General features: G+C 72.1%; 12 protein-coding genes. 4 read left to right on the top strand and 8 right to left on the bottom strand.

The annotated features are described in order from the left end of the window. Positions 1–131: 131 nt before the first annotated feature. From whiA to uvrC, 4 genes are read right to left on the bottom strand one after another with little or no spacing between them, the layout of a single operon-like run. Complete coding sequence (whiA, locus tag QRT05_RS07070; protein ID WP_289446343.1) at positions 132–1,112, bottom strand: DNA-binding protein WhiA; 981 nt, start codon at positions 1,110–1,112, stop codon at positions 132–134. A gap of 40 nt (positions 1,113–1,152) precedes the next feature. Beyond that, complete coding sequence (locus QRT05_RS07065; RefSeq protein ID WP_289446342.1) at positions 1,153–2,148, bottom strand: gluconeogenesis factor YvcK family protein; 996 nt, start codon at positions 2,146–2,148, stop codon at positions 1,153–1,155. After that, positions 2,145–3,089, bottom strand: coding sequence for an RNase adapter RapZ (gene rapZ / locus QRT05_RS07060; protein WP_289446341.1), 945 nt, complete (start codon positions 3,087–3,089; stop codon positions 2,145–2,147). The genes QRT05_RS07065 and rapZ overlap by 4 nt, the downstream gene beginning before the upstream one ends. Further along, a complete protein-coding gene (gene uvrC / locus QRT05_RS07055; RefSeq protein ID WP_289446340.1) occupies positions 3,086–5,221 on the bottom strand; it encodes an excinuclease ABC subunit UvrC in 2,136 nt (711 codons plus the stop codon). Before uvrC ends, rapZ begins: the two co-directional genes overlap by 4 nt. Positions 5,222–5,274: 53 nt before the next feature. Between uvrC and QRT05_RS07050 the strand changes: the two genes are divergently transcribed. Further along, on the top strand, positions 5,275–5,787 hold the full coding sequence (locus tag QRT05_RS07050) for an OsmC family protein (RefSeq protein ID WP_289446339.1): 513 nt from the start codon (positions 5,275–5,277) through the stop codon (positions 5,785–5,787). A gap of 117 nt (positions 5,788–5,904) precedes the next feature. On the opposite strand, the gene uvrA is transcribed toward QRT05_RS07050, so the two are convergent. Continuing rightward, positions 5,905–8,766: an excinuclease ABC subunit UvrA gene (gene uvrA / locus QRT05_RS07045; protein ID WP_289446338.1), complete on the bottom strand. Its 2,862-nt coding sequence runs from the start codon at positions 8,764–8,766 to the stop codon at positions 5,905–5,907. A 110-nt stretch (positions 8,767–8,876) separates the two neighbouring features. Between uvrA and QRT05_RS07040 the strand changes: the two genes are divergently transcribed. Together QRT05_RS07040 and QRT05_RS07035 are read left to right on the top strand one after the other, a co-directional pair. Continuing rightward, the gene (locus QRT05_RS07040) at positions 8,877–10,712 is read left to right on the top strand and encodes a glycoside hydrolase family 15 protein (protein ID WP_289446337.1); all 1,836 of its coding nucleotides are present in this window, start codon (positions 8,877–8,879) and stop codon (positions 10,710–10,712) included. Then, entirely contained in the window at positions 10,709–11,416 is a 708-nt protein-coding gene (locus tag QRT05_RS07035; RefSeq protein WP_289446336.1) for an MBL fold metallo-hydrolase, read from the top strand. The genes QRT05_RS07040 and QRT05_RS07035 overlap by 4 nt, the downstream gene beginning before the upstream one ends. 40 nt (positions 11,417–11,456) lie before the next feature. On the opposite strand, the gene QRT05_RS07030 is transcribed toward QRT05_RS07035, so the two are convergent. Together QRT05_RS07030 and QRT05_RS07025 are read right to left on the bottom strand one after the other, a co-directional pair. Further along, positions 11,457–12,614 carry an acyl-CoA dehydrogenase family protein gene (locus tag QRT05_RS07030; protein WP_289446335.1) on the bottom strand — a complete coding sequence of 386 codons (1,158 nt, stop codon included), beginning with the start codon at positions 12,612–12,614 and terminating at the stop codon, positions 11,457–11,459. 1 nt (position 12,615) lies between these two features. Beyond that, on the bottom strand, positions 12,616–13,437 hold the full coding sequence (locus QRT05_RS07025) for an aldo/keto reductase (protein ID WP_289446333.1): 822 nt from the start codon (positions 13,435–13,437) through the stop codon (positions 12,616–12,618). Between the two features lie 58 nt (positions 13,438–13,495). On the opposite strand from QRT05_RS07025, the gene QRT05_RS07020 reads away from it, so the two are divergent. Then, complete coding sequence (locus QRT05_RS07020; RefSeq protein ID WP_289446331.1) at positions 13,496–13,786, top strand: YciI family protein; 291 nt, start codon at positions 13,496–13,498, stop codon at positions 13,784–13,786. Between the two features lie 75 nt (positions 13,787–13,861). On the opposite strand, the gene QRT05_RS07015 is transcribed toward QRT05_RS07020, so the two are convergent. Beyond that, positions 13,862–14,860 (bottom strand): TerC family protein, encoded by a 999-nt coding sequence (locus tag QRT05_RS07015; RefSeq protein WP_289446330.1) that lies wholly within the window; start codon positions 14,858–14,860, stop codon positions 13,862–13,864. Between the last annotated feature and the right edge of the window lie 44 nt (positions 14,861–14,904).

Genomic DNA, 14,904 nt, shown 5'->3' with positions numbered 1-14,904 from the left:
CCCAGCACGTGACAGTCTCGTTGCGATCGGATGGCTCAAGCCTATACCCGTGACCCACACCACTGCGGACCGGAGGTCCTACACGGGCACTCCGTCCGGTGGGTGGGACACCGCGGGCAAGCGCTCGTCCGTCAGAGGTCAAGCAGGTCGGGGCTGAGCCCGGCCTCGGTGTCCGGGATGCCCAGCTCCGCGGCTCGCTTGTCCGCGGTGGCGAGCAGGCGACGGATCCGGCCCGCGACCGCGTCCTTGGTCAGCGGCGGGTCGGCGAGCTTGCCCAGCTCCTCGAGCGAGGCCTCCTTGTGCGCGAGGCGCAGCTCCCCCGCCTCGCGCAGGTGCTCGGGGAGCTCGTCGGCCAGGATCTCGAACGCGCGCTCGACGCGCGCGCCCGCCGCCACGGCGGCGCGCGCGGAGCGCCGGAGGTTGGCGTCGTCGAAGTTGGCCAGCCGGTTGGCGGTGCCGCGCACCTCGCGCCGCACGCGGCGCTCCTCCCACACCAGCGTGGTGTCGTGGGCGCCCAGCCGGGTCAGCATGGCGCTGATCGCGTCGCCGTCGCGGATGACGACGCGGTCGACGCCGCGCACCTCGCGCGCCTTGGTGGCGATGCCCATCCGGCGTGCGGCGCCGACGAGCGCGAGCGCGGCCTCGGGGCCCGGGCATGTGACCTCGAGCGACGACGAGCGCCCCGGCTCGGTGAGCGAGCCGTGCGCGAGGAACGCGCCGCGCCAGGCGGCCTCGGCCTCCCCCACCCCGCCGGACACCACCTGGGGCGGCAGGCCACGGACAGGCCGCCCACGGTTGTCGAGCAGGCCGGTCTGGCGAGCGAGCGACTCGCCGTCCTTGACCACCCGCACCACGTAGTGGCTGCCGCGGCGCAGCCCGCCGCCGGAGACGACGACGATCTCGCTCTCGTGCCCGTAGACCTCGAAGATCGCCTGCCGGAGCCGCCGCGCCGCGATGGCCGTGTCGAGCTCGGCCTCGACCACGATGCGCCCCGAGATGATGTGCAGACCGCCGGCGAACCTCAGGGTCGCGGAGACCTCCGCCTTGCGTGCTGACGTCTTGTCCACCTTCAGACGCGCGAGCTCGTCCTTCACCTGTGCCGTCAACGCCATGGGCGTCATCCTGCCATCACGACCGTCGCACTGGGGACGGTCAGGGGCGCCGACGACCGACGTCACCCCAGGTGGACTCGACCACGTCACGGAACGCGGCAGCGAGCCGCAGCGGGTCGTGCTGCGCGGATCCGTCACCGCGGCTGACCTGCCGCAGCAGGAGCCGGGCGCCGCGCGCGTGGCACCAGTCGGCCAGCGTCTCGATGTCCTCGACCGCCCCCGGATCGGCCACCACGGCGTGGATGCTCAGGTCAGGGGCGTGGGCGTGCAGCACCTCGAGGTGATCCTCTGCCCTCATCCCCGCGGTCTCGCCGTGCTCCTCGGGCTCGAGGTTGAGCGTGACGATGGTCTTGGCCGAGGTGCGGCCGAGCGCCGCGCGCAGCTCGGGCACCAGCAGGTGCGGCAGCACGGAGGTGTACCAGGAGCCCGGACCCAGAACCACCCAGTCGGCGGCATCGATCGCTGCCACCGCCTCGGCGCAGGCGGGTGGATCGGCGGGCACCAGCCGCACCTGCTCGATCAGGTCGGCCGTCTGCGCGACCGACGTCTGCCCCCGGACGACCACGACCGAGCCGTCCTCGCGGCGCACGTCGGCCTCGATCGACAGCGGCACGTCGGCCATCGGCAGCACCCGGCCCCGTGCACCGAGCAGCCGCCCGACCCAGTCCAAGCCGCCCACGGGATCCCCCAGCAGCTCCCACAGCGCCACGATGAGCAGGTTGCCGACGGCGTGCCGGTCCAGGTCTCCCGCGGAGGAGAAGCGGTGCTGGAGCACGTCGCGCCAGGTCCGGCCCCAGTCGGAGTCGTCGCACAACGCGGCCAGCGCCATCCGCAGGTCCCCCGGAGGCAGCACGCCCAGCTCGTCGCGCAGCCGCCCCGACGAGCCGCCGTCGTCGGCCACCGTCACGACGGCCGTGATGCGGTCGCTCATGAGGCGCAGCGCCGACAGGCTCGCGGACAGGCCGTGCCCGCCACCGAGGGCGACGAACGCGGGACCGCCTCCGCTCGTCCGGCCCGTCGCCGGGGTCGCCCTCATTCCTTGCCGAGATCGCGGGCGGCGACCGTGACGCGGTGCCCGGCGGCCCGCAGCCGGGCGCCGATCGCCTCGCTGACCGCGACGCTGCGGTGCTTGCCGCCGGTGCACCCGACCGCGATGGTCACGTACCGCTTCTCCTCGTTGAGGTAGCCGGCGAGCACCGGCTCGAGCGCGTCCACGTACCGCTCGATGAACGTGGTCGCCCCCGGCAGTCCCAGCACGTAGTCGCGCACGGGAGCGTCCCGGCCCGTCAGGTGCCTCAGCTCGGTGATCCAGTACGGGTTGGCCAGGAAGCGCATGTCGACCACGTGGTCGGCATCCAGCGGGATGCCGTACTTGAAGCCGAAGGACAGCACGTTGATGCGCAGCACGTCCTCGGTGTCCCCCGCCACCGCCGCGCGGACCTCGCGCGCGAGGTCATGGACGTTGAGCTCCGAGGTGTCGATGACGGTGTCGGCCCGCTCGCGGATGTCCGCGAGGACCGCGCGCTCCTCGGCGATGCCGTCGAGGATGCGCCCGTTGCCCTGCAGCGGGTGAGGCCTGCGCACCTGCTCGAAGCGCCGCACCAGGACCTCGTCCGAGGCGTCGAGGAACAGGATCCCGTACTCGAGCCCCGCCTCGCGGAGTCCACCGAGCACCTGGGCCAGGTCGCGGAAGAAGCCGCGGCCGCGCACGTCGATGACGGCCGCGACGCGCTGCGCACGCGTCTCGTGGGGGCCTGTCGTCAGCATGCCCACGAGGTGCGTGAGCATCTGGGCCGGGAGGTTGTCGACCACGTACCAGTCGAGGTCCTCGAGCACCGCCGCGGCCCGGGAGCGGCCCGCTCCGGACATGCCGGTGATGATCAGCACCTGAGCCGGGTGCAGGCGCGGCGCCTCGGTCTCGGCGTCGAGCGCCGGGATGCCCTGCGGGACCGTGATCGGCGACGGCTCGTCAGTCATGCGTCCAGCATGCCAGCCGGAGCCGCCGTGCCTGCGCCGACGTCCCCCGGGGACGAGGAGTTCACCGGACGGTCACCGTCCGACGCGGCGGCGCCCGCGGGCGCATCCCCGGCCGGTGCCGCCACCGCCGACTCCGTGCCCACCGACTCCACGTCCGCTGCCTCGGGGCCGGGCGCGGAGCCGGCAAGGGCGGCGACGACCGCCGCCGCGGTGCGCTCGCCCATGCCCGGCACGGTCGCGATCTCCTCGACCGAGGCGGCCTTGAGCCGCTTCACCGATCCGAAGTACCGCAGCAGCGCGGCCTGGCGTGCGGGGCCCAGGCCCGGCACGTCGTCGAGCACCGACGCCGTCATGCCCTTGCTCCGCCTGTTGCGGTGGGCGTTGATGGCGAACCGGTGGGCCTCGTCGCGCACGCGTTGGAGCAGGTAGAGCCCCTCCGAGCTGCGCTGCAGGATCACGGGGTAGTCGTCGCCGGGCACCCACACCTCCTCGAGCCGCTTGGCCAGACCGCACAGCGCGACGTCGTCGATGCCGAGCTCGGCCAACGCCGCGGCGGCCGCCGCGACCTGGGGCGGACCGCCGTCGACCACCACGAGGTTGGGCGGGTAGGCGAAGCGGGTCGGCTTGCCGGTGCGCTCGTCGATGGGGCCCGAGCGAGGGCGGCCGTCGTCGTCGGACCAGTCGTCGGCACCCAGCTCGAGGTCCCGCGCCTCCGCGCGGTCGCTGAGGTACCGCCGGAACCGGCGCGTGATGACCTCGTGCATGGCGGCCGTGTCGTCCCGGGCGCCCTGCCCCTCGGGGCCGCGGATGATGAACGAGCGGTACTCGCTCTTGCGCGCCAGGCCGTCCTCGAACACGACCATCGACGCCGACTGGTACGTCCCCTGGTTGTGCGAGACGTCGTAGCACTCGATGCGCAGCGGCGCGGACGGCAGGTTGAGCGCCTCCTGGATCTCCTGGAGCGCCTGGCTGCGGGTGGTGAGGTCCCCCGCCCGTCGGGTGCGGTGCAGCATGAGCGCGTGCTCGGCGTTCTTCCGGACGGTCGCGGCGAGCTCGCGCTTGTCGCCGCGCTGCGGCACCCGCACCTGCACGCGCGAGCCGCGCAGCCCGGTCAGCCAGGCCTGCACCTGCTCGACGTCGGGCGGGAGCACCGGAACCAGCACCTCGCGAGGCACGTTCGCGCCGCCGCCGTCGGTCTCCGAGCCGTAGACCTGCTGCAGCAGGTGCTCGACGAGCTCGGCGTCGTCGAGGTCCTCGACCTTCTCCACGACCCATCCGCGCTGGCCACGGATGCGGCCGTCGCGCACGTGGAAGACCTGCACGGCAGCCTCGAGCTCGTCGCCCGACAGCGCGAAGATGTCGGCGTCCGTGCCGTCCGCGAGCACCACCGCATTGCGCTCGGTCGCGCGCTCGAGCGTCGCGATGTCGTCCCGGAGGCGCGCCGCCCGCTCGTAGTCGAGCTCGGCCGCTGCCTCCTTCATGCGAGCGGTGAGCCGCTTGGTGAACCGGGCCGCGTCGCCGGCCATGAAGTCGCAGAAGTCCTGCGCGAGCGCCTGGTGGTCCTCCGGCGAGATGCGCCCCACGCAGGGCGCCGAGCACTTGTCGATGTACCCGAGCAGGCAGGGGCGGCCCTGCTGCGCGGCGCGCTTGAACACACCCGACGAGCAGGTGCGCACGGGGAACACGCGCAGCAGCAGGTCGACGGTCTCGCGGATCGCCCACGCGTGGGCGTACGGGCCGAAGTAGCGCGTGCCCTTGCGCTTGGCCCCGCGCATCACCTGCACCCGGGGGAACTGGTCTGCCATGGTGACGGCGAGGTACGGGTAGGACTTGTCGTCGCGGTACTTGACGTTGAACCGCGGGTCGAACTCCTTGATCCAGGAGTACTCGAGCGCGAGTGCCGCCACCTCGGTGGGAACGACGGTCCACTCGACCGCCGCAGCCGTCGTGACCATGGTGTACGTGCGCGGGTGCAGGTTCGCCGGGTCCTGGAAGTAGCTGTTGAGGCGCTGCCGCAGGCTCTTGGCCTTGCCGACGTAGACGACCCGGCCGTGCTCGTCGCGGAAGCGGTACACACCGGGCGAGTCCGGGATCTCACCCGGCGCCGGGCGATAGGTGGACGGGTGTGCCATGACATCGAGCCTAGTTCGCGGCGCCGACACCGCCTGACGGCTAGCGTGGGGCGATGGGTCCCCTGCACACGTACTCCGCCGACATCACGTGGACCGGAGCCGGATCGCGCGGCACCGCCACCTACACGTCCTACAGCCGCGATCACGAGGTGCAGATCGGCACCAAGCCGCCGCTGCTCGGGTCCTCCGACCCGGCGTTCCGCGGCGATCCCGACCGCTACTCCCCCGAGGAGCTGCTGGTCGCGGCGCTCGCCCAGTGCCACATGCTCTGGTTCCTGCACGTCGCCGCCACGGCCGGCGTCACGGTGGTCGGCTACGAGGACTCGGCCAAGGGCACCATGCGGGTCGAGGCCGCCGGGCACGGGCAGTTCACCGACGTCGTGCTGCGGCCGCGCGTGACCATCGCCACGGGCACGGTGGACCGCGAGGGCGCCCCGTTCGACGACGCCACGCTCGCCGAGCTCCACCAGCGGGCGCACGAGCACTGCTTCATCGCCCGGTCGGTGAACTTCCCCGTTCGCCATGAGCCGGCCCCCGTGCGGGTCGCACAGGAGCTCGCCGGCTGACGGGCGCAGACGGCGTCCCCCGAGTTCCGGGGACACTGCGTCCGCAGGACCCGCGTTGAGGCGCGCCAGCGGCTCCTCCCGACGGGCATCGCGGGAGCGGGTGCACCGCCGCGGCCGTCAGGCCGAGACCCGCTCGCCCTCCGGCTCCAGCACCTCTGCCAGGAAGCGGCCCGTGTGGCTGGCCGGCACCGACGCGACGTGCTCGGGAGTGCCCTCGGCGATCACCATCCCGCCCCCGGAACCACCCTCGGGACCCATGTCGATGACCCAGTCGGCGTTCTTGATCACGTCGAGGTTGTGCTCGATCACGATCACCGAGTTGCCCTTGTCGACCAGGGACTGCAGCACGCCCAGCAACTTGCGGATGTCCTCGAAGTGCAGACCCGTGGTGGGCTCGTCGAGGACGTAGATGGTGCGGCCCGTCGAGCGCCGCTGGAGCTCCGCCGCCAGCTTGACGCGCTGCGCCTCACCGCCCGACAGCGTCGGCGCCGGCTGGCCGAGGCGGACGTAGCCGAGCCCGACGTCGGTGAGCGTCTTGAGGTGGCGGCTGATGGCCGGCACGGCCGCGAAGAACTCCGCGGCCTCCTCGATCGGCATCGCGAGCACGTCGGCGACGGTCTTGCCCTTGAAGTGCACCTCGAGCGTCTCGCGGTTGTAGCGCGCGCCGTGGCAGACCTCGCAGGGCACGTAGACGTCCGGCAGGAAGTTCATCTCGATCTTCAGCGTGCCGTCACCCGAGCACGCCTCGCAGCGCCCGCCCTTGACGTTGAACGAGAACCGGCCGGGCGTGTAGCCACGCACCTTGGCCTCGGTCGTCTCCGCGAAAAGTCGGCGCACGTGGTCCCACACGCCCGTGTACGTGGCCGGGTTGGAGCGCGGCGTGCGCCCGATCGGGCCCTGATCCACGTGCACGACCTTGTCCAGGTGGTCGAGGCCGGTGACCCGCTTGTGCCGGCCGGCCACCTGCCGCGCCCCGTTGAGCTCGTTGGCGAGCACCGTGTAGAGGATCGCGTTGACCAGCGTCGACTTGCCCGAGCCCGAGACGCCCGTGACCGCGGTGAGCGTGCCGAGCGGGAACGAGACGTCGATCCCCCGCAGGTTGTGCTCGTGGGCGCCGACCACCGTGAGCTGGCGCTTCTTGTCGACGGGCCGGCGCTGCCCCGGCATCGGGATGGACCGACGGCCGGACAGGTAGGCGCCCGTGACGGACTCGGCGGACGACAGCAGACCCGGCAGGTCGCCCGAGTGCACGACGTGCCCGCCGTGCTCGCCCGCGCCGGGGCCGATGTCGACGATCCAGTCGGCGGTGCGGATGGTGTCCTCGTCGTGCTCGACGACGATGAGCGTGTTGCCCAGGTCGCGCAAGCGCGTCAGGGTGTCGATCAGTCTCCGGTTGTCGCGCTGGTGCAGCCCGATCGACGGCTCGTCGAGCACGTAGAGGACACCCACCAGGCCGGAGCCGATCTGCGTCGCGAGCCGGATGCGCTGCGCCTCGCCGCCCGACAGCGTCGCCGCGGGCCGCATGAGGGACAGGTAGTCCAGCCCGACGTCGAGCAGGAACCCGAGGCGCGCCTGGATCTCCTTGAGCACCTGGGCGGCGATCGCACGCTCACGCTCGCCGAGCTCGAGCGCGTCGAGGAACTCGCGCGCCTCGCGGATCGGCAGCTGGCAGACGTCGGCGATCGAGCGACCGCCCACGCGCACGGCGAGCACCTCGGGCTTGAGCCGCGCACCCTCGCAGACCGGGCACGGAACCTCGCGCATGTAGGCCTCGTACTTCTCCTTGCTCCAGTCCGAGTCCGTCTCGTTGTGGCGCCGCTCGAGGAACGTCATGACGCCCTCGAAGCCCGTCGAGTACTGCCGCTCGCGACCCCAGCGGTTCTTGTAGCGGACCTTGACCTCGTGGTTCTGGCCGTAGAGCACGGCGTCCTTCGCGCGCTGCGGCAGCGCTCGCCACGGAACGCTCGTCGAGAAGCCCATCTCCTGGGCGAGCGCGGAGAGCACTCGCTGGAAGTACTCGCTCGAGGTCTGCGACCACGGCGCGACCGCGCCGTCCTCGAGCGAGAGCTCGTCGTCCGGGATGACCAGGTCAGGGTCGACCTCGAGACGCGAGCCGATGCCCGTGCATTCGGGGCAGGCGCCGTACGGCGCGTTGAAGGAGAACGTGCGCGGCTCGATCTCGTCGAGCGTCAGCACGTGGTCGTTGGGACAGGCGCGGTGCTCGGAGAAGCGCCGCTCGCGCGCCGGGTCGTCGATGTCCGCGTCGACCAGCTCGACGACCAGCAGCCCGCCGGCCAGGTTGAGCGCCGTCTCGACGGAGTCGGTGAGCCGCCGCTGCACGCCCTCGCGCGCGACGAGGCGGTCGACGACGACCTCGATGTCGTGCTTGAGCTTCTTCTCCAGCGTGGGCGGCGCGGTGAGCTGGATGACCTCACCGTCGACGCGCGCGCGCGCGAAGCCCTTGGTCTGCAGCTCGGCGAAGAGGTCCGCGTACTCGCCCTTGCGTCCGCGGACGACGGGGGCGAGCACCTGGTACTTGGTGCCCTCGGGCAGCTCGAGCAGGCGGTCGACGATCTGCTGCGGGGTCTGCGCGGTGACGCGCTCGCCGCACACGGGGCAGTGCTGCGTGCCGGCGCGGGCGAAGAGCAGGCGGAGGTAGTCGTACACCTCGGTGATGGTGCCCACCGTCGACCGCGGGTTGCGGTTCGTCGACTTCTGGTCGATCGACACGGCCGGCGACAGGCCCTCGATGAAGTCGACGTCGGGCTTGTCCATCTGACCCAGGAACTGGCGCGCGTACGCCGACAGCGACTCGACGTAGCGGCGCTGCCCCTCGGCGAAGATCGTGTCGAACGCCAGGGACGACTTGCCGGAGCCCGACAGCCCCGTGAACACGATGAGCTTGTCGCGCGGAAGATCGAGATCCACATTGCGGAGATTGTGCTCGCGGGCGCCCTGCACCACCAGACGGTCATTCACGCCAGCGAGTGTACGTTCCACCACTGACAGTCGCACAGTTGTTCGACGTGGTTCCGCTCACGGCGCACCGCCGTTGCCGCTCGACCGCGGGCACGCGATGCTGAGAGCCCATGCCAGCAGAGCCGACGCCCCCGCCCGAGCAGAGCCCGCCCGCCGCCACCCCGATCGCCGACTATGCCGTCCTCGGAGACGGCCGCACCGCCGCCCTCGTCTCGCTGCGCGGTTCGGTCGACTGGCTGTGCCTGCCGGGGTTCGACTCCGCCGCCTGCTTCGCCGCGCTGCTGGGCACGCCCGAGCACGGCCGCTGGCTCTTGACCGTGCCGGACGCCACCGATGTAAGCCGGCGCTACCTCGAAGACTCGTTCGTGCTCGAGACCACCTACCGCTCGCCCACGGGCACCGCGGTGGTCCTGGAGACCATGCCGCTGGGAGACGGGCGCGCCGACCTGGTGCGGCGCATCGAGTGCACCGAGGGCCGGGTCGAGGTGCAGCACGTGTGGACCGTCCGGTTCGGCTACGGCGACATCGAGCCGTGGATCAACCACGTGACCGACGGGGACCGCGACGTGGCGCTGCGCGCGATCGCGGGCCCCGACGCGCTGCTGCTGCGCGGTGACCGGCTCCCCCGGCCGTCGGACCACCACCACGAGGACACCTTCACGCTGCAGGCCGGCGAGTCGGCCGAGCTCGCCCTCACGTGGATCCCGTCGTGGGTGCCGGTGCCGCCGCGGCTCACCATCCCGGACCGGATCGACGCGACGCGCATCGCGTGGGGCCTGTGGGCGCGCTCGAGCGAGTACCAGGGCTCGTACCGGGAGGCCGCCGTGCGCTCCCTGCTCGTCCTGCGCCTGCTCACCGACATCGAGACGGGTGGCATCGTCGCCGCCCCGACGACCTCGCTGCCCGAGGACTTCGGCGGGAGCCGCAACTGGGACTACCGGTACTGCTGGTTGCGCGACGCCGCGATGACGCTCGAGGCGCTGCTCGAGCACGGCTACCGGGACGAGGCGACGGAGTGGCGGGACTGGCTGCTGCGGGCCGTGGCGGGCGACCCGGCCGACCTGCAGATCATGTACCGGGTCGGCGGCGGCCGCGACCTCCCCGAGCGCGAGCTGGGCCACCTGCCCGGCTATGCCGGCTCGCGGCCCGTGCGGATCGGCAACGCCGCCGTCGGGCAGGTGCAGAACGACGTGCTGGGCGAGGTGATGTGCGCCCTGGCGCTCGCCCGCGACTGCGGCCTGACCGACACGGCCGACTCGTGGAGCCTGCAACGCCACCTCGTCGACGACCTCGTCGGCCACTGGCGTGAACCGGACCGCGGCATCTGGGAGGTCCGGGGCGACCCGCAGCACTTCACGCACTCCAAGGTCATGGCGTGGGCGGCGCTCGATCGAGCGGTCCAGGGCATCGAGAAGCACGGACTGGACGGGCCCCTCGACGAGTGGCGGCGCGAGCGCGACGCGATCCACGCCGACGTGCTCGCGCACGGCTGGGACGAGGCCGCCGGGACGTTCGTCCAGGCCTACGGCGCCACCCACGTCGACGCGTCCCTGCTGGCGATGGCCGCCGTGGGCTTCCTGCCCTCGGACGACCCCCGGCTGCTCTCCACGGTCGCCCGCATCCGCAGGGACCTCGAGATCGCCCCCGGTCTGCTGCGCCGGTACCCGGTCGCCGAGACCGACGACGGTGTGGCCGGCGACGAGCACGCCTTTCTCGCGTGCTCGTTCTGGCTGGCCGACGCCCTCGCACGGACGGGCGACGTCGACGGCGCCGAGGAGGTGCTCGACATCCTGATCCCCCTTGCCAACGACGTCGGCCTGCTCGCGGAGCAGTACGACCCCGCCGGCCGGCGGATGGCCGGCAACATGCCCCAGGCGCTGTCGCACCTCGCGCTCGTCCGCGCCGTGCACAGCCACGACCACGCCCGCAGGATGCAGGGTCGATGAGCTACACCGGTGACGTGCGCGTGGGCGGAGGCAGCGATCTGCGCGTGCTCGACCACGTCGAGATCCGCAAGCTCGCGGTCGGTCCGATGGAGAACAACGCCTACCTGCTGACCTGCCGGCACGACGGCGCCCAGCTGCTCGTCGACGCCGCCGACGAGGCGGAGGGACTCGTCGAGCTGGTCCGCGAGGGCTCCGGCGCCGGTCGCCTGGATGTGGTTGTCACCACTCATCGTCACCCCGACCACACGCGCGCACTGCGGTCGCTGGTCGCCGTGACCGGGGCCACGGTCGCCGTGGGGGCGGCCGACGCCGACGCCGTCGAGGCCTCGACCGACGTGCCCGTCGGCACGCGGTTGCGGCACGGCGACGTCGTGACCTTCGGTCACGTGACGCTCGACGTGATCGAGCTCCGCGGGCACACGCCCGGCTCCATCGCGCTCGCCTACACCGAGCCCGCGCACGCCACCGGGCCCGAGGCCGTACCCGGGCGCGTGCACCTCTTCACCGGTGACTCGCTCTTCCCCGGCGGTGTGGGCGCCACCCGCGGCAACGCCGACCACTTCGCACAACTCATCGATGACGTGACCTCACGCGTGTTCGCTGTCTTCGACGATCGCACCTGGGTGTATCCCGGTCACGGCCTCGACACGACGCTCGGGGCGGAACGACCGTCGCTCGACGAATGGCGTGCACGCGGCTGGTAAGGCCGGCCATGCCCCGTCAGTGGCCACCCGCGGGAATGCCTCACTCCTCCAGCGGCCCCAGGATCGACGTCGCCACGGTGCCGTGCGCGGACTCGTCGTCCGACGGGTGGTAGATCCCCGCGAGCACGTCGCGGTAGAGCCGCGTGAGCTCGCTGCCCGTGAAGTACGCCCCGCCGCCCGACACCCGCAGGGCGAGGTCGACCACCGTCCTCGCGGTCTCGGTGGCGCGGACCTTCAGACCGACGAGCTGCGCGAACCACCGCGCCCCGTGATCCGCCTGCTCGTCCACGTCCCGCGCGAGGGCGAACACCTGGAGCTCGGCGCCGTCCTGCGCGAGCGCCGCCTCGGCCACCTTCCACCGGATGTCGGGGTCCTGGGAGTACGGGCGGCCGTCGTACTTGAACGACGTGCGACGACGCGTCGCCTCGGCTCCCAGCTCGAGCGCGCGCCGGCCGATGCCCGTGTACACGGCGGCGAGCAGCACCTCGAAGGTGGCGAACAGCGCGAACACGAACGAGTCGCCGCTCGGCCCCGGCGGCAACGACCGGTATACGTGCTCCGGCTCGGCGCGGGCGCCGTCCAGCACCGTGGTCGCCGACTGCGTCGCGCGCATGCCCAGGGTGTCCCAGTCGTCCTTCGTGGTCGTGCCGTCGCGGCCGACGACGCCGTGCACCAGGCGCGGTCCGTCGGGGTGCTCCTCGTCGAGCCCGAACGTCGCCAGGCGCGTCCACACGGGCGAGAGGGACGTGAAGATCTTCGTCCCGGAGAACCGGTAGCCGCCGTCGGCCTGCCGCTCGGCCCGCGTGCGGGAGCCGAACATCACGAGGTCGTTGCCGGCCTCGGAGTTGCCGAACGCGAACACCTCGCCCGCTGCGGCGTCGCGCAGGATGAAGGCCGTCGTGTCGTCACCGCGCCCGACGAGCAGCGCGGCGAGCCCGGTCACAACGAGGTGCATGTTGACCGCCAGCGCGGTGGCGGGCGCTGCCGTCGCCAGCCGCGCCTGCTCCCGCGACACCTCCTCGAGCGTGAGCCCCGCTCCTCCGAGGTCGGCGGGGACGAACGCGCGCAGGTACCCGGCGTCGGCCAGCTCGCGCAGGTCGTCGTGCGGGAACGTGTTGTCCCGGTCGTGGGCCGCCGCGCGGTCGTGGATCCGCGTGAGGAGCTCGTCGGTCAGCAGTGTGCGCAGGATACGGGGCATGTCAGTTCACCTCGTCGGGGTGGGAGCCAGACCGCGCCCCGCGGTCGAGGCCGGCGATCCGGTCGTGGTCGCGCTCGGTCAGCGTGAGGGCGAAGACGTCGAGGTTGGCGCGGATGCGCTCGGGCGTGACGGACTTCGGGATCACCGCGATGCCGAGGTCGAGGTGCCAGCGCAGGATCACATGCGCCGGTGTCACGCCGTGCTCCGCGGCGATCTGCCCGATGGTCGGGTCCGCAAGGACGGCGCCACGCCCCAGCGGAGACCATGCCTGCGTGACGATGCCGAGGTCAGCGTGGACCGCCCGTAGCTCGCGCTGCTGGAGGTACGGGTGCAGCTCGATCTGGTTGAGCACCGGCACCTCGCCCGAGTCGGCGATGATCGTCTCGAGGTGGTCGCGCTGGAAGTTGGACACCCCGACCGAGCGGACGCGCCCCTCGTCGCGCAGCTCGAGCAGCGCACGCCACGTCTCGGCGTACAGCCCCCGCGCCGGGCACGGCCAGTGGATCAGGTACAGGTCCGGCGGACCCCCCAGGCGCTCGACCGACTCGTCGAAGGCGCGCCGCGCCGCCGGCCGGCCGTGCGCGTCGTTCCACAGCTTCGTCGTCAGGTAGACGGCGTCGCGGGGAACGGGTGCTGCCCGCAGCGCCCGGCCGACGCCGCGCTCGTTGCGGTAGAGCGTCGCGGTGTCGATCAGGCGGTAGCCCGCGTCGATCGCCGTCGCGACCGCGGGCTCAGCCGTCGCGTCGTCGACCTTGTAGACGCCCAGGCCCAGTGCCGGGATGGTGGTGCCGTCGCGCAGCGGGAGGGCCGGGATGGTGGTCACCACGCCACTGTGCCACCCCGTGCCCCCCGCCGCCGGGCCCGTGCGGCAGGATGCCCGTATGACGATCTATGCCGTGCGTTACACCTACGACGAGCGGGCCGACGTCCGCGACCGCGTCCGACCCGAGCACCGCGACTACCTGCGCGTCCTGGAGGACGAGGGCACGCTGCTCGCGTCCGGCCCGTTCGCCGACGGCGAGCCGGAGGCGCTCCTGGTGTTCCGTGTCGAGGACACCGCGGCGCTCGACACCGCCCTGGCCGGCGACCCCTTCGCCCGCGAGGGCATCATCGCGGGCGTCGAGGTGCGCGAGTGGACCGTGGTGCGCGGGCCCTGGGCGCCGCCCGCCTGACGGACGCCGGCCGCCCGACGCAAGCCGCCTGAGGGACGTCGCGCGTCGGACGGCGGGCGACGCCCCTCGGCCGGGTCAGCTCTCGACCAGGACCCGGTCCCGGCGGGTCTTCGCCAGGCTCGCGACGGTGGCCACCGCCAGGGTGCCGAGGATGACCGTCAACGAGAGCCAGATGGGGATCTCGGGCACCCACGTCACCGGCTCGCCGCCGTTCACGAACGGCAGCTCGTTGACGTGCAGGGCGTGCAGCATCAGCTTCACGCCGATGAAGCCCAGGATCACCGCAAGGCCCTGCGACAGGTAGACGAGGCGCTCGAGCAGGCCGCCGATCAGGAAGTAGAGCTGGCGCAGGCCCAGCAGCGCGAAGGCGTTGGCCGTGAACACGATGTACGCCTCCGACGTCAGGCCGAAGATCGCCGGGATCGAGTCGAGCGCGAAGAGGATGTCGGTCGACCCGATCGCCACCATGACCAGGAGCATCGGCGTGAGGAAGCGCTTGCCGTCGATCTTCGTCGTGAGCCGGTCCCCGTGGTACTCCGTGGTCGTCGGCACGAAGCGCTTGAGCATCCGGACGGCCGCGCCGTCGCCCACCTTCTCCTCCGGCTCGTCGTCGTGCCCGCCCGACTCACGCGCCAGCTTGACCGCCGTGTAGACCAGGAACGCGCCGAACAGGTAGAACGCCCAGGAGAACTGCTCGATCGCGGCGGCGCCGGCCAGGATGAACACGGTCCGCAGCACGAGCGCGATCGCGACGCCGACCAGCAGCACCTTCTGCTGGAACTCTCGCGGGACAGCGAACTTCGTCATGATGATGAGGAAGACGAACAGGTTGTCCACCGACAGCGACTTCTCGGTCACGTACCCGGCGAAGTACTCCGTCCCGCTCCCCCAGCCCCACACCACGCCGACCACGACGCCGAACACGAGCGCCAGGACGATGTAGAACGTCGACCACTTCACCGACTCCGAGAAGCTCGGGGCGTGCGGCGTGCGGACGTGCGCGAAGAAGTCGAACAGCACCAGCGCGAGCACGCCAGCAGCGGTGACGAGCCACACCCAGGTAGGGATATCCATGTGAACCTCCGGTATCGAGACATGCATCGGTACCGAAGGTCTCC

Source organism: Cellulomonas edaphi, from assembly GCF_030362815.1.
In the GTDB taxonomy this organism is placed as follows: domain Bacteria; phylum Actinomycetota; class Actinomycetes; order Actinomycetales; family Cellulomonadaceae; genus Cellulomonas; species Cellulomonas edaphi.
Note: the sequence above shows the minus strand (reverse complement) of the source record. Positions and strands in the feature narration are given on the sequence as shown.

Coding starts and splice junctions, on each gene's coding strand:
- uvrC (WP_289446340.1), bottom strand. CDS start 5,221: ATGGCACACCCGTCCACCTATCGCCCGGCGCCGGGTGAGATCCCGGAC.
- QRT05_RS07030 (WP_289446335.1), bottom strand. CDS start 12,614: ATGCCCCGTATCCTGCGCACACTGCTGACCGACGAGCTCCTCACGCGG.
- whiA (WP_289446343.1), bottom strand. CDS start 1,112: ATGGCGTTGACGGCACAGGTGAAGGACGAGCTCGCGCGTCTGAAGGTG.
- QRT05_RS07035 (WP_289446336.1), top strand. CDS start 10,709: ATGAGCTACACCGGTGACGTGCGCGTGGGCGGAGGCAGCGATCTGCGC.
- QRT05_RS07040 (WP_289446337.1), top strand. CDS start 8,877: ATGCCAGCAGAGCCGACGCCCCCGCCCGAGCAGAGCCCGCCCGCCGCC.
- QRT05_RS07065 (WP_289446342.1), bottom strand. CDS start 2,148: ATGAGGGCGACCCCGGCGACGGGCCGGACGAGCGGAGGCGGTCCCGCG.
- QRT05_RS07020 (WP_289446331.1), top strand. CDS start 13,496: ATGACGATCTATGCCGTGCGTTACACCTACGACGAGCGGGCCGACGTC.
- rapZ (WP_289446341.1), bottom strand. CDS start 3,089: ATGACTGACGAGCCGTCGCCGATCACGGTCCCGCAGGGCATCCCGGCG.
- QRT05_RS07050 (WP_289446339.1), top strand. CDS start 5,275: ATGGGTCCCCTGCACACGTACTCCGCCGACATCACGTGGACCGGAGCC.
- QRT05_RS07015 (WP_289446330.1), bottom strand. CDS start 14,860: ATGGATATCCCTACCTGGGTGTGGCTCGTCACCGCTGCTGGCGTGCTC.